Source organism: Streptomyces sp. NPDC029292 (assembly GCF_055569295.1).
Genome location: NZ_JBVHXR010000001.1, coordinates 563037 through 582276, shown reverse-complemented (window position 1 = coordinate 582276; position 19240 = coordinate 563037). Strand labels below are relative to the sequence as shown.

Here is a 19240-nt window from a genome sequence, read left to right as displayed (position 1 = left end):
CGCCTGGCAGGGTCACCCTGACCGTCAGGCGCCCTCCGCGTCCTCCTCCGCCAGCACCCGCTGGGCCACCGCGAAGGCCGAGTTGGCCGCCGGAACACCGCAGTACACGGCCGTCTGCAGCAGCACCGCGCCGATCTCCTCGGGCGTGAGCCCGTTGCGCCGCGCCGCGCGGACGTGCATCGCCAGCTCGTCGTAGTGGCCGTGCGCCACCAGCGCGGTCAGCGTGATCATGCTGCGCTCACGGCGCGCCAGCGTCGGATCCGTCCAGATCTCGCCCCACGCGTAGCGGGAGATGAAGTCCTGGAAGCGGGCGGTGAAGGGGGTCTGGCGCGCCTGCGCGCGGTCCACGTGCGCGTCGCCGAGGACCTCACGGCGTACCTCCATGCCGCGCAGCGCGTAGCCGTCGAAGTGCCCGCGGAGCGCCGCCAGCACGGCCTCCGGTCGCTCCGCCGGTGCCAGATGGGAGGCACCCGCGATCTCGGTCAGCGAGGCGCCGGGCACCGCGTCGGCGATCTCCCGCAGATGGGCGGGCGGTGTCGCCGGGTCCTCGCGGCCAGCGATCAGCAGGGTGGGCGAGGTGATCGACGCCAGCCGGTCCCGGATGTCGAACGCGGCGAGGGCGTCGCAGCAGGCGGCGTACGCCTCGGGGTCCGCGTTCCGGTGGTCCGCCACCAGCTGCGGCACGGTGAAACCGGGCGTGAACCAACGGGAGTTCGCGGTCTCGGCGAGCGCGGCAAGGCCCTCGCGGCGGACCAGCTCGGCTCGCTCCCGCCACGGCTTGGAGCCGTTGAAGTGGGCCGAGGAGCAGATGACGGCGAGGGACGACACCCGCTCCGGGTGGTACACGGCCAGGTGCAGACCGACCGCGCCGCCCAGTGAGACGCCCGCGTAGGTGAACCGGTCGATGCCGAGCGAGTCGGCGAGGGCCAGCACCAGCCCGGCGAGGTCGGCGACGCTCGCGCCGGGCCCGATCAGGCCCGCGGGGGAACCGCCGTGGCCCGGCAGGTCCCAGCGGACCACCCGGTGGGTGACGGACAGCTCGGGCGCGACCTTGTCCCACAGCGCGGTCGACGTGCCGAGCGAGGGCCCGAGCAGCAGTGCTGGAGCGGTGTCGGGCCCCTCGGAGCGGTGGTGCAGCAGCTTGCCGTTCGGGAAGGTCGGCTGGGGGGTCAACGTCGCTCCAGAGCACGGTCGGTGAGGGCTCCGGCGGAGCCCGTGTAGCGGGTGGGGTCGGTGAGGTCCGCGAGGTCGAGATCCTTGAGTTCCGGCTCCTCGCCGAGCACGTCCACGAGGGGCCGGTGCTCGGCGACGGCTCGCTCGGCGGCCCGCGTCAGCAGCTCTTTGGCACGGGCCCGGCCGAGCACGGGGGCGAGCTCGCCGGCCAGCCGCTCGGAGACGATCAACCCGTGGGTGAGACCCAGGTGTTCGCGCATGGTGTCCGTGTTCACCCGCAGGCCCTCCGCCAGCTCGGCGGCGTCGCGGGCGGCGCCGCCGGCCAGCCGCAGCAGATCGCGCAGCGGCTCCCACTCGGCATGCCAGGCACCGGCCGGGCGCTCGTCCTCGGCGACCATCGACGCGTACAGCGTGGCGGCGAGCCCCGGCGCACGCCGGGCAGAGGCGGCGATCATCGTGGCCCGCACCGGGTTGGCCTTGTGGGGCATCGCGGACGACCCGCCGCCGCTCCCCTCGGCGACCTCGGCGATCTCCGTACGGGAGAGGGTGAGGACATCGGCCGCCAGCTTGCCGAGGGCTCCGGCCGCGAAGGCCAGGGCACCGGCCAGATCGGCGATCGGTGTACGCAGGGTGTGCCAGGGCAACGCCGGTTCTGCGAGCCCGAGTTCACGGGCGTACGACGTCACGAGGGCCTGTGTGTCATCGGCGCCGTACACGGTGAGGGCGGCCAACGTCCCTGCCGCCCCGCCCAGTTGGGCGGGCAGCCGTACGGCGGCGAGCCGGTCCCGCGCGTCCAGCACCAGCGACCGCCAGCCCGCCGCCTTCAGCCCGAAGGTGGTGGGCACGGCATGCTGCGTCAGCGTCCGGCCGGGCATCACCGTGTCACGGTGGGCGGCGGCCATGCGGCCCAGCGCTCGCGCCGTACGCTCCAGGTCCTCCAGGACCAGGTCCAGCGTGCGGCGGGCGACCAGCATCGTGGCCGTGTCCATGATGTCCTGGCTCGTCGCGCCCCGGTGGACGTACGGCCCGTACTCCTTGCCGACCGCCGCCGTGAGATCCGCGACCAGCGGGATCACCGGGTTGCCGCCGCCCCGGGCGCGCAGCGCGATCGACCGCACGTCGAGGTCCGCGGCGGCGACCGCGGACACCGCCGACGCGGCCTCGGCCGGGGCCAGCCCGAACCCCGCCTGGGCCCGCGTCAGCGCCGCCTCAGCGTCGAGGAGTGCCTGCAGAAACGCACCGTCCGCCGTCGCGGACGACGCGGGGGACCCCGCCCACCCGGGGGCGAGCAGGGCGTCGGATTCCACTGGGGGCACCTCCCGCCCGAAAGGTGGGGGAGTCACAGGAACTCCAGGAAGACCGTTTCGCCTTCGCCCTGAAGGCGGATGTCGAAACGGTACGTCCGGTGCGCGCCCTCGGCCGCGATCAGCGTGGCGCGCCGGTCGGCCGGGAGCGAGTCGAGCAGCGGGTCCGCGCCGTCGGCGAGGTAGGCCCGGGTGAACAGGTGGTGCACCAGACCGCGCGCGAACACGCACACGCTGATGTACGGCAGCCCGGCGTTGCCCGGCGGCAGCGTGTGCAGCGTGTAGTGCCCGTCGGCGTCGGTGCCGACCCGTCCGAAGCCCGTGAAGTCGGTGCCGTTGCGGCCCAGGAAGCCGCCGGTCGCCGGGTCACGGCGCATCGAGCCGGGAGCACCCTTCAGGGAGCCGTCGGGCGCCGCCTGCCAGAAGTCCAGCAGGGCGTCGGGGATCGGCTTGCCCGCGCCGTCGAACACGTACCCGTGCACGGTGATCGTGTCGGGGTGTCCCTGGGGCGCGATCTGCCCGCCGCCGGGGAAGGGGAGTGCGTGGCCGTAGAAGGGGCCGATGGTGTGGGACGGGGTGGGGAGCAACCGCTCGGTCATGCTCAACGGCCTTCCTCGATCCAGGTGGCGGAGGGACCGTCGAGGACGATGTCCCATTCGTAGCCGAGCGAGAACTCGGGCGCGGAGAGGTCGTGGTTGTAGCCGGCGATCAGGCGGCCCCGGGCAGCCTCGTCCTTCACTGACCGCAGGATCGGGTCGTACGCGAACAGCGGGTCGCTCGGGAAGTACATCTGCGTGATGAGCCGCTGGGTGAACGCCGAACCGAAGACCGAGAAGTGGATGTGGGCGGGCCGCCACGCGTTGGTGTGGTTGCCCCACGGGTACGGGCCCGGCTTGATCGTGGTGAAGGTGTACCGGCCCTGATCATCCGTCAGGGTCCGCCCCACACCGGTGAAGTTGGGGTCCAGCGGCGCCGGGTGCTGTTCGCGCAGATGGGCGTAGCGCCCCGCGGCGTTGGCCTGCCAGATCTCGATGAGCTGGCCGCGCACGGGACGGCCGTCGCGGTCGAGCAGCCTGCCGGAGACGGTCATGCGCTCGCCGATCGGCTCGCCCCGGTGCTGGATCGTCAGGTTGTTGTCGTGCTCGGTGATGTCGGTGACGCCGAACACCGGGCCCGCCAGCTCGACCGTCTCCGGGTCACCGCCGTTCACCGCGATCAGCGGCTGCTTGGGGTGGCGCAGCTGGGAGCTGCGGTACGGGGCGTAGTCGCGCAGGGGATGGTGCTGGACAGGGGCGCCGCCGGCGACCGCCTTGTCGTACGCGTCCTGGAGATCCTTGATCTCGATGTCGATGTCCGACTGGGTGAGAGCCATGGTCGAGTTCCTAGCGTTCGAGGACGAGGGCGAGGCCCTGGCCCACGCCGATGCAGAGGGTGGCGACACCAACTCCGGTGCCCTTGCGGGCGAGTTGGTGGGCGACGGTGCCGGCGAGGCGGGCGCCGGACGCGCCGAGCGGGTGGCCGAGCGCGATCGCGCCGCCCTGGGGGTTGAGGAGGGCCGGGTCGAACTCGGGCCACTCCGCGACGCAGCCGAGGACCTGGGCGGCGAAGGCCTCGTTCAGCTCCAGGGTGGACAGGTCGGCGAAGGTCTTGCCCGCCTTGGCGAGTGCGCGGTTGACGGCTTCGACGGGGGCGAGTCCGAAGTAGTGCGGGTCGATCGCGGAGACACCGGACGCGGAGACACGGGCCAGGGGTTCGCGGCCGGTGGCCTTCAGGCCCTCCTCGTCGACCAGGAGCAGTGCGGCCGCGCCGTCGTTCAACGGAGACGCGTTGCCCGGCGTCACCGTGCCGTTCTCCCGGCGGAAGGACGGCTTCAGCTTGGCCATCGCCTGCAGGGACGCGTCGGCGCGGACGCATTCGTCGGCGCCGAAGACGACCGGGTCGCCCTTGCGCTGCGGGATCGACACCGGGGCGATCTCGGCGTCGAACAGGCCGTCCGCCTGGGCCTGGGCGGCCTTGCGGTGGCTGGCGAGGGCGAACTCGTCCTGCTGCTCGCGGCTGATCTTGTGCTTGTCGGCGATGAGCTCGGCCGACTCGCCCAGCGGGATGGTCCACTGCGGGTCCATGGCCGGGTTGACCATGCGCCAGCCCAGCGTGGTCGAGTACAGCTCGGCGTGCCCGGCAGGGAAGGGCCGGTCGCTCTTGGGCAGGACATAGGGGGCGCGGGTCATCGACTCGACGCCGCCGGCCAGGGCAATGGAGGCGTCGCCGAGTGCGATGGCCCGCGCGGCCTGGATGACGGCTTCGAGGCCGGAGGCGCACAGCCGGTTGACCGTCACGCCCGGCACGCTGGTGGGCAGGCCCGCGAGCAGGGCGGCCATGCGGCCGACGTTGCGGTTCTCCTCGCCGGCGCCGTTGGCGTTGCCGAAGTACACGTCCTCGATCCGCGCGGGATCCAAGTCGGGTGTGCGGGCGAGGAGTTCACGGATGGCGTGGGCGGCGAGGTCGTCCGGGCGGACGGCGGCCAGCGAGCCGTTGTACTTGCCGACCGGGGTGCGGACCGCGTCGACGATGTAGACGTCCTTGAGACTCACGGCTGGATCTCCTTGGTGAGTTCGTCCGCGATACGGACCTTGGCGGCGGTCTTGGCGATGATCTCCTCGACGGTGACGCCCGGCGCGGTCTCCACCAGCACCAGGCCTTCCTGGGTGACGTCGAGAACGCCGAGGTCGGTGATGACCCGGTTCACACACGCCTTGCCGGTGAGCGGCAGCGCGCACTCCTGAAGGATCTTCGCCGAGCCGTCCTTGGCGGTGTGCGTCATGACGACGACGACGGTGCGCGCGCCGTGCACAAGGTCCATGGCCCCGCCGATCCCGGTGATCATCTTGCCGGGGATGGCCCAGTTGGCGAGGTCCCCGCCCGCGGACACCTGCATGGCGCCGAGCACGGCGACGTCGATGTGCCCGCCCCGGATCATCGAGAAGGACAGCGCCGAGTCGAAGTAGGAGGCGCCGGGCAGGACCGTGACGGTCTCCTTGCCCGCGTTGATCAGGTCCGCGTCGACCTGGTCCTCGGTGGGATAGGGGCCGGTGCCCAGGATGCCGTTCTCGGACTCCAGGATCACCTCCACGCCCGCCGGGAGGTAGTTGGGGATCAGCGTCGGCAGGCCGATGCCGAGATTGACGTACTGGCCGTCCTGGAGTTCGCGCGCGGCGCGGGCGGCCATCTGTTCACGGGTCCAGGCCATCAGTTGCTCACCGTCCGCTGCTCGATCTTCTTGTCCGCCGCCTGCTCGGGGGTGAGCGCGACAACCCGCTGCACGAAGATCCCCGGCAGATGTACCGCGTCCGGGTCGATGGCGCCCGGCTCCACGAGTTCCTCCACCTCGGCGATCGTCACCCGCCCGGCCATCGCGGCCAGCGGGTTGAAGTTCCGGGTGGACTTGTTGAAGACCAGGTTCCCGTGCCGGTCGCCCTTCGCGGCCCGTACGAGGGCGAAGTCGGTGCGGATCCCGTGCTCCAGCACATACTCCGTGCCGTCGAACTCCCGCACCTCCTTCGGCGGCGACGCCAGCGCGACCCCGCCCTGACCGTCGTAGCGCCACGGCAGCCCGCCGTCCGCGACCTGCGTACCCACCCCGGCGGGGGTGTAGAACGCCGGAATTCCCGCACCGCCCGCGCGCAACCGCTCCGCCAGCGTGCCCTGCGGGATCATCTCCACCTCCAGCTCACCGGCCAGGTACTGCCGGGCGAACTCCTTGTTCGCGCCGATGTAGGAGCCGGTGACGCGGGCGATCCGCCCGGCCGCCAGCAGGATCGCCAGCCCGGACTCCATCGCCCCACAGTTGTTGGACACCACGCCCAGACCCGACACGCCACGCTCGTACAGGGCCTCGATCAGCACGTTCGGCACACCGCTCAGGCCGAACCCGCCGACCGCGAGTGTCGAGTCGTCCGGCACATCAGCCACTGCCTCAGCGGCTGTGGCGACCACCTTGTCCATCCGTGAAGCCCCATCTCTCCCGAGCGCCCAGTGCCTCAATTAGTCAGGGCACTGATTAATTCTTCGAGGTGTCAAACACGCTGCCATCCCGACCATGGTCCGTCAAGACCTCCACAGGAACAGCAGGTCAGAGTCTCGTCGTAAGGCGAGACAAGGGGAGCGGTCGCCGGGTATCGTTCAGTACACCAACGAATAAGGAGCACACATGGCCGCGGTGGACCTCTCCACCCACCCCGGGCACCTTGCCCGGCGGCTGCAGCAGGCGCACTACCTGCTGTGGAACACGATGGTCTCCGAGGAGATCACCTCGCCGCAGTTCGCGGTCCTGAACGCGCTCGTCGCGGAGCCGGGCCTGGACCAGCGCACGGTGGGGGAGCGGGTGGGGCTCGACCGGTCCACCATCGCCGAGGTCATCAGCCGGCTGGGCCGCCGCGGTCTGCTCGACAAGGTGCGCGATCCGCAGGACGGCCGCCGCTTCCTGCTGCGCCTCACGGACGACGGGATGCGGACCCACCGCAAGCTGACCGTCCGCACCGCGCGGATGAACCAGGTCTTCCTCGCGCCGCTCTCCGCCGAGGAGCAGACCGTGTTCTTCGACCTCATCCACCGGGTCTCGGACGCCGCGGAGGGGCTCCGCAACCCGGCGGAACCCCTCATCAACCAGCGCTGACCTCACGCGTCAAGTCGCTCCACCTTGTCGATCAGGAGGGCGTACGCCAGGAATCCGGCCACCGAGAGCGCGGCGACGTAGACCAGACCGCCCGCCATCGAGCCCGTACGGTCGATGATCACGCCGATGACGATCGGGGCGAGCGCGCCGCCCAGGTTGGCCGCGAAGCTGAACGTGCCGCCCGCCAGGCCCATCAGGCGAACCGGCGCGACGTCGGAGAGCGCCGCCCAGCCGAGCTGCATGAAGCCCTGCGCGAAGAACGCCGTCGACATGAAGAAGATGACCAGCGGCACGGAGTCGGTGAAGTTGGCGGCCACGATGATCGGCGCCAGGCACAGGCCCGTCATCACCGGGAGCTTGCGCGCCCAGGTGCGGGAGATGCCGCTGTGCAGCAGCCGGTCCGAGCCCCAGCCCGCGACCAGTACGCCCACCATGGCGGAGATGTAGGGCAGGGAGCCCCAGAAGCCCGCCTTGATGGTGTCCATGTGCTTCTCGTCGACGAGATAGCTGGGGAACCAGGTCAGGAAGAAGAAGAGCACCGAGGTATTGGCGAACTGTGCGATGTACAGGCCCCACATGCGGCGGCTCCTCGCCAGGATCGCAAGTCCCTGCCAGGTCGACTCGGTGCGCTCGGCCGCCTGCTCGTCGGGCGTGCCCTCGCCGTCCTGCCGGATGTGGGCGAGTTCCGTGGCGCTCACCCGCGGGCTCTGCTCCGGGGTGTCGTAGACCCTTTTGAACCAGACGGCGGAGAAGACGAGGCCGACGACGCCGGTCGCCAGGAAGATCGACGGCCAGCCGAAGTGCACGACCAGCAGGGAGAGCAGCGGTACGGCGACGGCGAGGCCGACGTACTCGCCGGCCGTGTACCAGGCGGTGGCCCGGCCCCGCTCCTTGCTCGGGAACCAGCTGCTGACCAGCCGGTTGTTGGCCGGGAACGCGGGCGTCTCGAAGAAGCCGAGGCCGACCCGCAGCCCGATCACCACGCCGAAGGAGCGGGCGAAGAAGAACGCGATGGTGCACAGGGACCAGCCGACCATCGCGTAGCCGAAGGCCAGCTTCGGCCCGATCCTGTCGACGAGCCAGCCGCCGGGCACCTGAAGCGCCGCGTACACCCACGAGAACGCCGAGAGGATCAGGCCCGCTTCGGTGGCGGACAGCTTGAACTCGTCGGTGATGTGGGGGAGGGCGACCGCCATGTTCGTACGGTCGAGGTAGTTGATCGCGGTGATCATGAACAGCGAGACCAGCAGGCCGTAGCGGGCCCTGCTGCTCGCCGGGCGGGCCGTCGGATCCGCCGAAGCGGACGGGGACGTGACGGCAGTGCTCATTGGCTGCTCCTTTGCGGCCAGTTCCAGTATGTGTCATGCCTCAGGTCCGCTGTGCGGACCTCCCGGTCCGAGCCGTGGTGACGATACGACGTGCACTGACGATCGGCAAGGGCTTGCGGGGGATTTCGGGAGCCCAGGTGAGGTCCGCTCAGCGGACCTGTCGGGAGTAGCGTGCTCGTAAAAGGTCAGTGCGGGGGCCGTACGGCGGTCCCGGGGCGAGGAGGAACAGATGGCAGCCGAGTCCGAACCCGCGGGGATGCGGACCGTCCAGCGGGCGATCGACATCCTGGGGCTCTTCGACGAGAGCCGCCCCGCGATGTCCCTCCGCGAGATCGTCGCCGTCTCGGGGCTGCCCAAGACCACGGTCCTGCGGCTGCTGGGAACCCTGCGGATGAACGGCCTCCTGTGGGTCGACGAACACGGCCGCTACATCGCGGGCCCCGCACTGCTGCGCTGGTCCCGCCTCGCCGAACAGGCCTGGCGGCTGCCGCCCGCGGCCGCCGTGCTCCTGCGGGACCTCGCCGCCGAGTACAAGGAGACGGTGCACCTGTACGTACGCCGTGACATCCACCGTGTCTGCATCGCTCAGGAGGAAGGGCCGCAGACGCTCCGGCAGGTGGTCCGCGTGGGGGACGAACTCCCGTTGTGGGCGGGCGGCGTGGCCAAGGCCCTGCTGGTCGACGCGCCGGACGCGCTGCTGCGGAAGGTCGCGGAGGCCTCGCCGTACGGGACCGCCCATCTGGACACCCTGCACTCCTGGATCGCGGAGGCGCGCGAGCACGGGTTCGCCACGAGCCATGGGGAACGCGAGGAGGGGCTGTCGGCGGTGGCCGTTCCGGTGCGGGGACGGGGTGGCGCGGTGGTGGCCGCGCTGTCCTTCGGCGGGCCGAGTACGCGGTTCACGGGGGAGCGCGTGGCGCGGTTCGCGGAGGGGCTGACGGCGGCGGCGGGGGAGCTGGCGAAGGCGGGGCTGCCGTTCGAAGGGTGAGCTCGGAGGGAGGGGCTCGCGGGCGGGCCGCTCCGGGTTTCGACGGCTGGTCCGACAGGTGGACCAGGTGTACCGCTCAACGGATCGAGGGCTACACTGAAGCCCCCGCATCACCCCGCATGCGGCGCCCCGGGAAGGAAGGCGGCCCCAGCGTGAGCCAGACCCTCGTCACCCGTTCCCCGCACACCCCCGCGGACTGGTGGGTCACCGCCGACCAGGCGCGCCACGCGGCGCAGGACGGTCTCACCGCCGCCGCGACGGCGCCCGATCTGCTGCGGACGCTCGCCGAACTCGACCGGGCCCGTCGCGAGTCGGCGGCCGCCGTCGGTGCCGCGGTCGAGGCGCTGCTCACCGCGGGCGCCCGCTGGGAGGACATCGCCGCCGCCGTGGGCGTCGACTCGGCCGACGCTGCGCGTCACGCGCTCGCCGCCGCCCGCCAGGAAGCTGAGGCCGCGATCGAGCGCCGCCTCGGACACCGCTCCTGACCGGCCTTCCCTGTCACGCTCGCGCGAAGACCACCCACACCTGACCCTGCGCGAAGTTCATCGGCGCACCGTCCGCCGTCGTGAAGTCCGTGCCGTCCGTGGCGCTGGGGCGCGTCCAGTTCACAGTGAAGACGCGGCCGTCGCGCAGCACCTTCGCCGTCCCCGAGCCCACGGTCTCCGTGTACGGCGAGTTGTTGCCGAGGACGTCGTGGTACTTGGACTTGTGCACCTTCACGTACTGCACGACGACCGTCGCCGGAGCCACTGTTGTGCCGTCCGTCGTCACCGTCGGCGTCCCGTCCATGGCCACCAGCCAGCGCTGCCGGGTGGTGGACCAGGTGAAGGTGAAGCGGGCCGAAGGGAAGCGCACCGTGCGGGAGGTCTCCGGGCTGCCGCCCGCGGGCGCCGTACCGAAGTGGAACCCCGTGGTGAGGGCGCCGCTGCCCGGGGCGGATCCCGCCAGCCGCTGGGGGCGCAGATACAGGTTGTGCGGTGCGGACTTGCCGGTGCCGCGGAAATAGGCGCCGGAATCCTTCTCGGGCGGTACCGCGCGCAGCGGGGCCGTGTCGATCAGCGGCAGCAGCTTGTGCTGCGCCCCCGAGAAGGCGAGTGTCGGCTCGTCGAACTGACGCAGCAGCTCCAGATCCGACTCACGCGCACTGCGCACCGGGCCGACGACCTTTGGGAACTTGCTCGCGTACACCGCCATCAGCCGGCTCAGCCCGCCCTCGACCTGCTCCGCGTATACGATGTCGGCCGCATCCAGACCTGTCTGCGGGCGGGCCGCGCTCACATTGTCGATCTTCACGGCGAGCACCGATCCCCTACTTGTGCTCGTGCCCTCGTGGCTTTCGGTGGGTCCCTGTGTCGGCCCGCGCCCGTCGTCCGTCGCGCCGCCGCTCGTGCCACCGCCCGCACCGCTTCCGGCGGTGCAGCCCGCCAGCAGGGAGCCCGTCGTCGCGGCGGCCAGTAGCGCCGCCGTCATCGCGCCGCGCCGCATCCACGCCATCTGTCGCATGCCCACCGTGCGCCCCCGTTCCGTGCCATCGATTGTGCGCTTATAGGTTCATCGGTGGCTATGCCCGTTCGATTCTGATTGCGCGCACGGCTCAATCGATCGGTGCGACGGGACGATCAGGGAAGGGGCAACGGGGTCTTGAGAGACAGTCAGCCCTGCGGTCAGCCCTGCCGTCAGCCCTGCGGTCCGAAGATCTCCGCGAGGTCGTACCCCACCGGCTCCTCCAGCTGGCTGTAGGTGCAGCTCTCGGCGGTGCGGTCGGGGCGCCAGCGGCGGAAGCGGGCCGTGTGACGGAACCGCACACCGTTCTCCATGTGGTCGTAGGCCACCTCGGCCACCCGCTCGGGCCGCAGCGGCACCCAGGACAGGTCCTTCTTCGACGACCACCGGCTGGGCGCGCCCGGCAACCGCGCCGTCTCGTGCGCCGACTCGTCCGCCCAGGCCGCCCAGGGATGCTCCGTGACATCCTCCAGCCGCAGCGGTTCCAGCTCCTCCACCAGCTCCGCGCGGCGCTTCATCGGGAACGCGGCGCTCACGCCCACGTGCTGGAGGGTGCCCCTGTCGTCGTACAGGCCCAGCAGCAGGGAACCGACGATCGGCCCGCTCTTGTGGAAGCGGTAACCGGCGACGACGACGTCCGCCGTCCGCTCGTGCTTGATCTTGAACATGGCACGCTCGTCCTGCAGATAGCGCAGCGTGAGCGGCTTGGCGATCACCCCGTCGAGGCCCGCGCCCTCGTACTGCTCGAACCACCGCTCGGCCACTTCGCGGTCCGTGGTCGCCGGCGCCACATGGACCGGGGCCGTCACCCCGGACAGCGCCATCACCAGCAGGGCACGCCGGTCGCCCAACGGGACGTCGAGCAGCGACTCGTCGGCCAGCGCCAGCAGATCGAAGGCCACGAAGGAAGCCGGAGTCTTCTCGGCCAGCATCCGCACCCGCGAGTCCGCCGGGTGGATCCGCTCGGTGAGCGCGTCGAAGTCGAGCCGTCCGCCGCTGGCGATCACGATCTCGCCGTCCATCACACAGCGCTCCGGCAGCCGCTCCCGCAACGCCTCCACCAGCTCGGGAAAGTACCGGGTCAGGGTCTTCCCGGTGCGACTGCCGATCTCGACCTCGGCGCCGTCGCGGAACACGATGGCGCGGAAACCGTCCCACTTCGCCTCGTAGTGCATGTCCGGCGGGATCTTCGCCACGGACTTGGCGAGCATCGGCTTCACGGGCGGCATCACCGGCAGATCCATGCTTCGACTCTACGAGTCGTCCATGGCGTCCGCTCGCTGCGCGATTCGACCGTCAGAGTCCGGCGTTCCTGGGCTTTTGCCGGTGTTTCAGCGCCGGACTGTGAGACGACTGCGTCATGGGCCCGCTCCGCGACGGCAACGGCTGGGCGGTCGTCTTCGACCTGCCCCGCGGCGGCGGCAAGACCGCGGCCGACGTCCTCGCCAAGCGCACCGCGATCGCAGCCGAGTTGGGCGTCGATGAGATCCAGGTCATCATGAGCCGCGTCCGGGCCGCCCACGGCGGCAACGCAGGACGCGTCTCCATGTGGGTCGCCGACGACGACCCCTACCACGCCGCGCCGACCGTCTCGCCGCTGGAGAACCTGGACGCCTTCTCCATCTGGGACGCCGTCCCGTTCGGCCAGGACGCCCGCGGCAACCGCGTCTCCATCCCCATCGTCTGGCAGTCCATGTTCTTCGGCGACCTGCCCCGCCGCGGCAAGACCTTCAGCCAGCGCCTGCTCACCGCGGCCGGGCTACTGGACGCCTACGTGCGGCACTACGTCGCCGACTTCAAGGGCGGCCAGGACTGGATCCAGATGCAGCAGGTTGCCCACCGGCTCGTCCTCGGCGCCGAAGAGGACGCCATCGAAGCCTTCAAGGCGATGCTCAAGGAGCTCCTCGCCGAGATGGAGCGCCGCTTCGCGATCCTCCGCGGCCAGCCTACGTCCATCTGCCCCGAGGGCAAGCTCACGCCCGAGATCGTCAAGCGCTACAACATGCCGTTCATCCTGTTCACCGTCGATGAGCTGCAGGAAGCGTTCCTTGCCGTGGACGACCAGGAGCGCGAAGAGATCATCAACGACATGGCGCGCATCGCCCGCCGCGGCCCCGCAGCCGGGTTCGTCTCCAACTACGCCTCACAGCGCCCCGACGCGAAGTCCGTGCCCACGAAGCTCCGCGAGATCATCACCATCCGCTACTCGACCCAGGTCACCGACCAGACCAGCTCCGACATGGTCCTCGGCAAGGGCAAGGCCGCCCAGGGCGCGGACGCGTCCGTCCTGTCCGAAGACCACCTCGGCGTCGGCGTCCTCGTCACCGGCCCCGCCAGCTTCGTCACCGTCAAGGCCGACAAGCTGGAGACCGCCGCCTTCAACGCCATGTGCGCCAAGGGCCGCACCCTGCGCGAGCAGGCCGGACAGCTCACCGGCGAGGCCGCCAACGACCCCGGAGCCATCGCCAGCGCCGCAGGCATCACCGTCAGCCCCGTCCTGTCCGACTGCCTCGCCGTCATGCGTCACAGCGTCAAGATGCACACCGTCGACATCCTTGACCGCCTGGAGAACCTCGACGAGGACTACGGCGACTGGGACGCCGAACGCCTCGCCAAGGAGCTCGACGACGCCGGCGTGAAGCGCACCACCAAGCAGGTCAACATCGGCGGCAAGAACCTCGCCGGATACCGCCGCGAAGACCTCGAAGCCGCCGTCCCCGCCGAGCTCCTCAACGCCCGGTAGAGGGGGAGGGCTCTACAACCCCCGCTACGAGACCCCCTCTGACCCCGCCCTACCAGGCGAGTGGATCTAGAGGGGGGTCTCTACGGCCATAGACCCCCGGGTAGAGGCCCCTGAGCAGGCAAGTAGTGGGCCTAGAGGGGGTACGGGCCCACCCCCCAACAGGCGCCCCAGGCGGCATCATGGAGGCCATGGAGTCGCAGAACATCCGCCCCGGCCACCTCACCGCCCACCAGGTCGCCAGGCAGCTCGGCATCACCCTCGACGGCGTCCGCCAGCTCGTCCGACGCGGCCAGCTGAAGCGTTCCGGCGGCAGCCCCCGGCAGCCCTGGTACGCAGTCCAGGACGTGGCCGCGCTGGACGCCAAGCGCCGTAGCCCGCAGGTCAGGGGCGTGCCGACGTCCTATTTCGCCAACGCGTAGCCGGAGAGAATGCCTCCCGCCAGCGCAACCCCAGCATGCAGAAGTGCCCAAAGCACATAGAGGCGAACCCTGAAGAGCCTCGGATACCTGGCCAGATGCGTCCCGAAGGCAGCTGGCCAGGCCGATTGGACATTCAGCTCAGGATGCAGGGCAGTCAGCTGGTCCCTCAACTGCCGCGCCACGGTGTTGTGATACTCGAAACGTTCCCGGAACTTGAGGCACGCCAGTACGCCGTACAAGCCCAAGAAGGTCATCGGCACTGAGATCACCAACGTCGACGCGTGGATGCCTCTTTGCGAGACGAGGCCCAACCCCGCAGCGACAACCAGAATGACGATGTTGGAAAGCGTCGCTCGCTGGTTCTCCGACTGGACTGCTGCCTGCCGTTGGTCGCGCCAGATCTCCAGAAGAACATCACTATCGTCAGCCATGTGGCCACTCCCCTAGTGACCTACCCCTGCGCCGCGCTAAACACCACAGACGCACGACGAAGCCTCGGCCACATCCCCCCGGCTGGGGCTTCGTCGTGCAGTCACGAGACGCCGAATAGCGGGGCCAGCCACGCTGTCCAGACGTATTGGCCCGCCATCCACACCACGAAGAACGCGACTACAGCCAACACGAGTCCTCCGACCCCGCCGAAGAGGGCCGCCAGCAGCACTCCCGTGAGCATCACTACTCCGATGATGGCTAGTGCGATCACGCCAATCCACTGACCAATGGACCACGACCCGGCGTCATCAGGTAGGGCAAGTGGGAAAGAAGCGGCCATCAACATACGGTCCCCCCGGATGTAGGCGAATGAGCCATTCAACCGCAAACGGGCATGGCCAGTAAGCCTCTCGACTCGATGCGCCGACGGCGGATCTCACAACGTCCGCCGCCTGGCGAAGGGACCGGGGAGGTCTCCCCGCGACCTAGACACGGGGCTGCTCGAAGACGAACTCGCGTACCAAAAACTGGCCAGACGATCACTCACAGGAATCAATCCCACCGAAACCCGTGACGAGAACGGCCATCGCCACCACACTGCCCTCACGCCACTGACGTAAGAGGAGCACCTGTATGGCCAGCAACCCGTACTTCAACGCGCCGCTCAGCCCAGCCCGGCCGCGCATGTTCAACACGACTGCCGCCAAGGTCATTTGGACGTTGGTGCCCATCGTGACCGTCGGCCTGTGCGCGGCGGTCCCGTTCGTTGTGGCTGCGGTGAAGGGGGTGGTGAAGCCGTGGCTGGCGGTCACCTACGTGGTTGGGGAGATCGCCATCTTTCTGCTCGCATTGGCGATCAGCCCTGACAAGGGCGACGCGGGGAGCCCGTTCGCGGGACTGCTGCTGACGCTGCTGATCATTACGGCGGCGACGCACACCGCTCTTCTCGACAACGACAAGGTCAACATCGGGAAGTGACGACGGGGGTGTCCCGCTTACGCCCGGCCGGTACGCGACTGGCCGGGCGTTCGTGCGTCACGGCGCCGACCACACCTCGGGCCCGCCCCCATGCCACTCGATCAACGCCGAGTTCGCCACGTCGACCTCATCGCATCCCTCCAGCCCAGCGTTCTGGAGGAACACCGTCAGGTCATGCAGTGAGTACGCGGTACCGAGGATCTCTCCATCGACCAGCACCCGGCGACCGCCTGTCGGCGTCGGTGGGTAGACGATCACGGGTACGGGCATGGCCCCATCCTCGCGCCGAGGCGCGCGAGCGCACGTGGGGCTACTCCGCGACGGGCCCGGCGGCAGTAGCGGTTGGTCGTTGATGCTGTGGGACCACCCGGGCGGGTCACAGCTTGGGCACATGCCCCCGAAGCGGACGTGCCCCCGCGGATGATGCTCCTCCAGCACGCATCACCCCGGGGGGAACAACGTGGCCGTACACGGAGACCCTGCATCGAACACCCATCTGACGTACACGCCACGGCCAAGGATGTTCCGCGCACCCTGGCAGCGCTGGGCATGGGCGGCGCTGCCCCTCGCCAGCATCTCCGTTTTCGCGTTCGTACCGTTCGTCGTCGCCTGGCGCCGCAGGATCGTCAGCGCGCGGGTGGCCGGCGCGTACACGTTCGGCAGTGCGGCCTGGTGGACGCTGGCCATCGTGAAGCCGAACTATCACGAGCTGCTCAGGGTGGCGCTGTGGGCGTTCATCATCACGGCGACCGTCCACATCCTGCTACTCGATCCGATCAAGGCGTCATCCAAATAGCGGCCCGCTTGTCAGCGTTGGCCACTACCGAGCGACACGGCCCCCAACGCGGCTGTGACGGTCCGTCTGGGGGCTTCCGTGTGCCCGGCACCGGACACGCGGCGTTGCGCGCAACCGGCCAGCACCTCGGCTGCAATCACAATGTCGCGCAATCTCCCAGCGAGCAGACCCAGGGCGCAGCATGCTGGTCCTCCAACCAGCGCAGATGGAGGGCGACATGACGCTCAGGTTCATCGGCACCACATCGGAGCACGGCAACTGCCCCACCCTGTACGAGGTCGTCGAGACCGGCGAGATCCTCGTCCAGGGCGAGCGCGAGATCGACCCCGAGCACCTCGCCCAACTGCAGGACGTGAAGGACTCGGAGACGTTCGTCCGCATCCCGCGCGAGCTGCTCACCCGCTTCGCCCCACGGGACACTGAGCCGACCGCCGAGCAGCAGACCAAGGAGTAGAACGAGTGCCGGACCTGATCCCGTTCGACGAGATCACCCACCTATTCACGGACTTCGAGCACACCGCGTGGAGGCTGGAGACCCAGCGCGGCTACGCAACCGACCGTGTCAGCCCCAACTGGCCTCGCTTCCAACGAGGCAAGACCTTCGGCTACGACCCGGCCAGTCCCTGGCACGCAGGCGTGCGCAAGCAGACCGAGGCCGGGAAGCGGTACGGCCGTGTGCGCCTCGTCGACGATCCGCCGACCGAGGGCCAGCGGTTCCTCCTCGCGACCGGCCTCGGCAACGTGGCCGCCGGCGAAGACATCCGCAACCTCTACCGGGCAGACGCCGTACGGATCGGACTGCCGGACTACGACTTCTGGCTCTTCGACTCCCGCACGCTGGTGAAGTTCGTCATCGACGACGAGGGCGTAACGCTCGGCGTACAGGTTCTCGAGGACGCTGAGAGCGTCGTACGCGCCTGCCAGGCCCGGGACGCTGCCTTGCATTTCGCGGTACCTACCGGGCAGTTCCAGGCGCAGGTACCGTCTGCCAGGTGAGCACCGATTTCCAGTCCGGGCGTGAGGCCCTCGGTGTGCGGCTGCGCGAGCTGCGCACCGAGGCCGGCCTTCAGGGCAAGGACCTTGCGGAGCGGTTGGGCTGGCAGCGGTCGAAGGTGTCGCGGCTGGAGCTGGGGAAGCAGACCGCGACGGCCGAGGACCTTGACGCGTGGGCGCAGGCGCTCGAGGTCCCGGGCGAAGCCGGGGACCTGAAGAGTCGGTTGCGGGGCCTGGAGTCCCAAGCCCGGTCGTGGCGCCGACAGCTCGCCACCGGACACCGTGGCGTGCAGGAGCGGTACGTCGCCGAGTACCGGCGCACGTCCACCGTGCGCGGCTATGAGGCCACCGTCATCCCCGGGTTGTTCCAGACCCCGGACTACGCCCAACATCTGCTGCTCCACAACGCGGAGTTGATGCAGTCGCCGCGCGATACCGAGGACGCCGTACGCGCGCGCATGAAGCGCCAAGGGGTGCTGTACGAGGCGCACAGAGCCTTCCGTGTCCTGATCTGGGAGGGCGCCCTCCACGCCCTTGTATGCCCACACGAGACGATGGCGGGCCAGCTTGACCGGCTCGTCGGGCTGATCGGCCTGAACACCGTGACGCTCGGCATCGTGCCGTTCGGTGTGCAGCTGAAGCTCACCCCCAAGCACGGCTTTTGGATCTTCGACGAGGAACGCGTCATCGTCGAGACCATCAACACGGAGTTCACTCTCGAGTCCGCCGAGGATGTCGCCCTGTACGGACGGGTGTGGGATCGCCTCGACGAGGGCGCGGTCTACGGGCCCCAGGCGCACAGGCTCATCGGCCGCGCGCGGGCCGCTCTGGACCTAGCGTGAGCAATCCGCCCCAACCCCGGTAGCAGGTCCGCAATCGCGCGCAATCGACACGCGCGTTCGCGTCGCGGGTTCCTACGGTCCTGGTCATGGCCACAAAGCCCGCCCCCTCCACACGGCAGGCAGGACAGGACTGGCTCCTCTCCTGCGCCGATGACCCCGCCGCCATACAGCAGGCCTGGGACGCGGATGAACTCGGCGCAGTCCCTGCCGGAGTGCACTGGATTGCCGTCGAAGCACCCCTCGACGAGTCCATGGAAGCCATCAAGCGGATCGGCCCCGGACACCGCGGCCCGGTCCTCGCGGACGTCACCGCGGGGCGCGCGTGGTGGCTCCTCCCGCTCTGGACCGGAGACGAGTTGGACGACATCCGTCAACTCACGGTCCGCTCCCACGGCTGGTTCCTGCGCTGCCCGCCCGTGCTGTATCCGGCGCGCGGCCGTGTGTGGCTGGAGCCGCCCAACGGCAGCGGGCGACTGACTGACCCCACATTCCTCGGCGCCGCGCTCGGCCCCGGCGGCGGACCACGACTTCCCGCGGAGGCATTCGGATGACCACGACCAGAGAGACCGAGACGCTCACCGACGACGAGGTGGACACACCCGCAACCGGGACGCTGCTCCTGCGATCGGCGCCCACGCCGCGCGATCGGGCGGCTGTGCAGGCCCTCGTCGACGAGGAGCGCATCCTCGCCCGCGACAACATCCGCACTGCACTGGTCGTGAAGACCGACGACGGCGCGATGGGCTGCGCGTGGGAGCGCTTCGGCACCCGCCTCTACACACTCGGCCTCGACGACGCCGAGCGCGCGTTCATGGATCTCGTCCTGTCGATCGCAGGCCCGCACCAGACGAGCCTCGCCCGTGTTTTCGAGCTGGATGACCGGCGCCTGGCCATCATCCTGCGGGCCATGATCCAGCTGTCTGGCTGCGACACGATCGCGGTGGGCACGCGGATCTGAGCTCTCGCCGTCGGCCCCGTGGCCGGCGGCGGGAAGGGGGCGGCCGCCCTTACGCCGATGGGGCGGCCGCTCAAAGCCCCCGCTGCTGCTTCCTGGTCTGGTCAGCAGCAG

25 protein-coding genes are annotated in these 19240 nt (G+C 69.9%); 12 read left to right on the top strand and 13 right to left on the bottom strand.

Annotated features, from left to right (window positions below):
- Positions 1-24 precede the first annotated feature (24 nt).
- The 7 genes from pcaDC to ACZ4WS_RS02675 are packed head-to-tail and all read right to left on the bottom strand — an operon-like array spanning position 25 to position 6479.
- Positions 25-1173, bottom strand: a complete 1149-nt coding sequence (gene pcaDC, locus ACZ4WS_RS02705) for a bifunctional 3-oxoadipate enol-lactonase/4-carboxymuconolactone decarboxylase PcaDC (RefSeq protein ID WP_467976468.1) — start codon at positions 1171-1173, stop codon at positions 25-27.
- Positions 1170-2489, bottom strand: a complete 1320-nt coding sequence (gene pcaB, locus ACZ4WS_RS02700) for a 3-carboxy-cis,cis-muconate cycloisomerase (RefSeq protein ID WP_467977148.1) — start codon at positions 2487-2489, stop codon at positions 1170-1172. Before pcaB ends, pcaDC begins: the two co-directional genes overlap by 4 nt.
- Positions 2490-2512: 23 nt before the next feature.
- On the bottom strand, positions 2513-3076 hold the full coding sequence (gene pcaG, locus ACZ4WS_RS02695) for a protocatechuate 3,4-dioxygenase subunit alpha (protein WP_467976466.1): 564 nt from the start codon (positions 3074-3076) through the stop codon (positions 2513-2515).
- 2 nt (positions 3077-3078) lie between these two features.
- Positions 3079-3849, bottom strand: coding sequence for a protocatechuate 3,4-dioxygenase subunit beta (gene pcaH / locus ACZ4WS_RS02690; protein ID WP_467976464.1), 771 nt, complete (start codon positions 3847-3849; stop codon positions 3079-3081).
- A gap of 10 nt (positions 3850-3859) precedes the next feature.
- A complete protein-coding gene (locus ACZ4WS_RS02685; protein ID WP_467976463.1) occupies positions 3860-5068 on the bottom strand; it encodes a thiolase family protein in 1209 nt (402 codons plus the stop codon).
- The gene (locus tag ACZ4WS_RS02680) at positions 5065-5724 is read right to left on the bottom strand and encodes a CoA transferase subunit B (RefSeq protein ID WP_467976461.1); all 660 of its coding nucleotides are present in this window, start codon (positions 5722-5724) and stop codon (positions 5065-5067) included. The genes ACZ4WS_RS02685 and ACZ4WS_RS02680 overlap by 4 nt, the downstream gene beginning before the upstream one ends.
- Positions 5724-6479, bottom strand: coding sequence for a CoA transferase subunit A (locus tag ACZ4WS_RS02675; RefSeq protein ID WP_467976459.1), 756 nt, complete (start codon positions 6477-6479; stop codon positions 5724-5726). The genes ACZ4WS_RS02680 and ACZ4WS_RS02675 overlap by 1 nt, the downstream gene beginning before the upstream one ends.
- 205 nt (positions 6480-6684) lie before the next feature.
- Between ACZ4WS_RS02675 and ACZ4WS_RS02670 the strand changes: the two genes are divergently transcribed.
- Positions 6685-7149, top strand: coding sequence for a MarR family winged helix-turn-helix transcriptional regulator (locus tag ACZ4WS_RS02670; protein ID WP_467976457.1), 465 nt, complete (start codon positions 6685-6687; stop codon positions 7147-7149).
- A 2-nt stretch (positions 7150-7151) separates the two neighbouring features.
- On the opposite strand, the gene ACZ4WS_RS02665 is transcribed toward ACZ4WS_RS02670, so the two are convergent.
- Complete coding sequence (locus tag ACZ4WS_RS02665; protein ID WP_467976456.1) at positions 7152-8477, bottom strand: MFS transporter; 1326 nt, start codon at positions 8475-8477, stop codon at positions 7152-7154.
- A gap of 229 nt (positions 8478-8706) precedes the next feature.
- Here ACZ4WS_RS02665 and ACZ4WS_RS02660 point away from each other — a divergent pair, with 229 nt between their 5' ends.
- Both ACZ4WS_RS02660 and ACZ4WS_RS02655 read left to right on the top strand, forming a co-directional pair.
- On the top strand, positions 8707-9465 hold the full coding sequence (locus tag ACZ4WS_RS02660) for an IclR family transcriptional regulator (RefSeq protein ID WP_467976454.1): 759 nt from the start codon (positions 8707-8709) through the stop codon (positions 9463-9465).
- 152 nt (positions 9466-9617) lie between these two features.
- Positions 9618-9950 (top strand): hypothetical protein, encoded by a 333-nt coding sequence (locus tag ACZ4WS_RS02655; RefSeq protein WP_467976452.1) that lies wholly within the window; start codon positions 9618-9620, stop codon positions 9948-9950.
- A 13-nt stretch (positions 9951-9963) separates the two neighbouring features.
- Here ACZ4WS_RS02655 and ACZ4WS_RS02650 read toward each other — a convergent pair whose 3' ends face one another.
- The gene (locus tag ACZ4WS_RS02650; protein ID WP_467976450.1) at positions 9964-10968 is read right to left on the bottom strand and encodes a DUF3048 domain-containing protein; all 1005 of its coding nucleotides are present in this window, start codon (positions 10966-10968) and stop codon (positions 9964-9966) included.
- A 173-nt stretch (positions 10969-11141) separates the two neighbouring features.
- Positions 11142-12212 carry an ATP-dependent DNA ligase gene (locus ACZ4WS_RS02645; protein ID WP_467976448.1) on the bottom strand — a complete coding sequence of 357 codons (1071 nt, stop codon included), beginning with the start codon at positions 12210-12212 and terminating at the stop codon, positions 11142-11144.
- A 116-nt stretch (positions 12213-12328) separates the two neighbouring features.
- Between ACZ4WS_RS02645 and ACZ4WS_RS02640 the strand changes: the two genes are divergently transcribed.
- Together ACZ4WS_RS02640 and ACZ4WS_RS02635 are read left to right on the top strand one after the other, a co-directional pair.
- A complete protein-coding gene (locus tag ACZ4WS_RS02640) occupies positions 12329-13711 on the top strand; it encodes a hypothetical protein (RefSeq protein WP_467976446.1) in 1383 nt (460 codons plus the stop codon).
- 188 nt (positions 13712-13899) lie between these two features.
- Positions 13900-14130 (top strand): hypothetical protein, encoded by a 231-nt coding sequence (locus ACZ4WS_RS02635; protein WP_467976445.1) that lies wholly within the window; start codon positions 13900-13902, stop codon positions 14128-14130.
- Here ACZ4WS_RS02635 and ACZ4WS_RS02630 read toward each other — a convergent pair.
- A complete protein-coding gene (locus tag ACZ4WS_RS02630) occupies positions 14112-14561 on the bottom strand; it encodes a hypothetical protein (RefSeq protein ID WP_467976443.1) in 450 nt (149 codons plus the stop codon). The two genes, ACZ4WS_RS02635 and ACZ4WS_RS02630, sit on opposite strands and share 19 nt — an antisense overlap.
- Before the next feature lie 101 nt (positions 14562-14662).
- Positions 14663-14806, bottom strand: a complete 144-nt coding sequence (locus ACZ4WS_RS02625; protein WP_467976441.1) for a hypothetical protein — start codon at positions 14804-14806, stop codon at positions 14663-14665.
- Positions 14807-15195: 389 nt separating this feature from the next.
- Here ACZ4WS_RS02625 and ACZ4WS_RS02620 point away from each other — a divergent pair, with 389 nt between their 5' ends.
- The gene (locus ACZ4WS_RS02620; protein ID WP_467976440.1) at positions 15196-15540 is read left to right on the top strand and encodes a hypothetical protein; all 345 of its coding nucleotides are present in this window, start codon (positions 15196-15198) and stop codon (positions 15538-15540) included.
- A gap of 57 nt (positions 15541-15597) precedes the next feature.
- On the opposite strand, the gene ACZ4WS_RS02615 is transcribed toward ACZ4WS_RS02620, so the two are convergent.
- Positions 15598-15810, bottom strand: coding sequence for a hypothetical protein (locus ACZ4WS_RS02615; protein WP_467976439.1), 213 nt, complete (start codon positions 15808-15810; stop codon positions 15598-15600).
- Between the two features lie 250 nt (positions 15811-16060).
- Here ACZ4WS_RS02615 and ACZ4WS_RS02610 point away from each other — a divergent pair, with 250 nt between their 5' ends.
- The 6 genes from ACZ4WS_RS02610 to ACZ4WS_RS02585 all read left to right on the top strand — a co-directional run bounded on the left by ACZ4WS_RS02610 (position 16061) and on the right by ACZ4WS_RS02585 (position 19129).
- Positions 16061-16336, top strand: coding sequence for a hypothetical protein (locus tag ACZ4WS_RS02610; RefSeq protein ID WP_467976437.1), 276 nt, complete (start codon positions 16061-16063; stop codon positions 16334-16336).
- 217 nt (positions 16337-16553) lie between these two features.
- Complete coding sequence (locus ACZ4WS_RS02605) at positions 16554-16790, top strand: hypothetical protein (protein ID WP_467976435.1); 237 nt, start codon at positions 16554-16556, stop codon at positions 16788-16790.
- A gap of 5 nt (positions 16791-16795) precedes the next feature.
- Positions 16796-17332: a DUF6879 family protein gene (locus ACZ4WS_RS02600; protein ID WP_467976434.1), complete on the top strand. Its 537-nt coding sequence runs from the start codon at positions 16796-16798 to the stop codon at positions 17330-17332.
- The gene (locus tag ACZ4WS_RS02595) at positions 17329-18171 is read left to right on the top strand and encodes a helix-turn-helix domain-containing protein (protein WP_467976432.1); all 843 of its coding nucleotides are present in this window, start codon (positions 17329-17331) and stop codon (positions 18169-18171) included. The genes ACZ4WS_RS02600 and ACZ4WS_RS02595 overlap by 4 nt, the downstream gene beginning before the upstream one ends.
- An 86-nt stretch (positions 18172-18257) precedes the next feature.
- Entirely contained in the window at positions 18258-18722 is a 465-nt protein-coding gene (locus tag ACZ4WS_RS02590; protein ID WP_467976430.1) for a hypothetical protein, read from the top strand.
- Entirely contained in the window at positions 18719-19129 is a 411-nt protein-coding gene (locus ACZ4WS_RS02585) for a hypothetical protein (protein WP_467976428.1), read from the top strand. The genes ACZ4WS_RS02590 and ACZ4WS_RS02585 overlap by 4 nt, the downstream gene beginning before the upstream one ends.
- The last annotated feature ends 111 nt before the right edge of the window (positions 19130-19240 follow it).

Excerpts from the sequence above, each read along its gene's own strand:
- ACZ4WS_RS02620 (WP_467976440.1), top strand. The coding sequence starts at position 15,196 with ATGGCCAGCAACCCGTACTTCAACGCGCCGCTCAGCCCAGCCCGGCCG.
- ACZ4WS_RS02610 (WP_467976437.1), top strand. The coding sequence starts at position 16,061 with ATGTTCCGCGCACCCTGGCAGCGCTGGGCATGGGCGGCGCTGCCCCTC.
- ACZ4WS_RS02675 (WP_467976459.1), bottom strand. The coding sequence starts at position 6,479 with ATGGACAAGGTGGTCGCCACAGCCGCTGAGGCAGTGGCTGATGTGCCG.
- ACZ4WS_RS02590 (WP_467976430.1), top strand. The coding sequence starts at position 18,258 with ATGGCCACAAAGCCCGCCCCCTCCACACGGCAGGCAGGACAGGACTGG.
- ACZ4WS_RS02635 (WP_467976445.1), top strand. The coding sequence starts at position 13,900 with ATGGAGTCGCAGAACATCCGCCCCGGCCACCTCACCGCCCACCAGGTC.
- ACZ4WS_RS02615 (WP_467976439.1), bottom strand. The coding sequence starts at position 15,810 with ATGCCCGTACCCGTGATCGTCTACCCACCGACGCCGACAGGCGGTCGC.
- ACZ4WS_RS02645 (WP_467976448.1), bottom strand. The coding sequence starts at position 12,212 with ATGGATCTGCCGGTGATGCCGCCCGTGAAGCCGATGCTCGCCAAGTCC.
- ACZ4WS_RS02670 (WP_467976457.1), top strand. The coding sequence starts at position 6,685 with ATGGCCGCGGTGGACCTCTCCACCCACCCCGGGCACCTTGCCCGGCGG.
- ACZ4WS_RS02665 (WP_467976456.1), bottom strand. The coding sequence starts at position 8,477 with ATGAGCACTGCCGTCACGTCCCCGTCCGCTTCGGCGGATCCGACGGCC.
- ACZ4WS_RS02630 (WP_467976443.1), bottom strand. The coding sequence starts at position 14,561 with ATGGCTGACGATAGTGATGTTCTTCTGGAGATCTGGCGCGACCAACGG.
- ACZ4WS_RS02680 (WP_467976461.1), bottom strand. The coding sequence starts at position 5,724 with ATGGCCTGGACCCGTGAACAGATGGCCGCCCGCGCCGCGCGCGAACTC.
- pcaG (WP_467976466.1), bottom strand. The coding sequence starts at position 3,076 with ATGACCGAGCGGTTGCTCCCCACCCCGTCCCACACCATCGGCCCCTTC.
- ACZ4WS_RS02585 (WP_467976428.1), top strand. The coding sequence starts at position 18,719 with ATGACCACGACCAGAGAGACCGAGACGCTCACCGACGACGAGGTGGAC.
- ACZ4WS_RS02660 (WP_467976454.1), top strand. The coding sequence starts at position 8,707 with ATGGCAGCCGAGTCCGAACCCGCGGGGATGCGGACCGTCCAGCGGGCG.
- ACZ4WS_RS02650 (WP_467976450.1), bottom strand. The coding sequence starts at position 10,968 with ATGCGACAGATGGCGTGGATGCGGCGCGGCGCGATGACGGCGGCGCTA.
- pcaH (WP_467976464.1), bottom strand. The coding sequence starts at position 3,849 with ATGGCTCTCACCCAGTCGGACATCGACATCGAGATCAAGGATCTCCAG.
- ACZ4WS_RS02640 (WP_467976446.1), top strand. The coding sequence starts at position 12,329 with ATGGGCCCGCTCCGCGACGGCAACGGCTGGGCGGTCGTCTTCGACCTG.
- ACZ4WS_RS02605 (WP_467976435.1), top strand. The coding sequence starts at position 16,554 with ATGACGCTCAGGTTCATCGGCACCACATCGGAGCACGGCAACTGCCCC.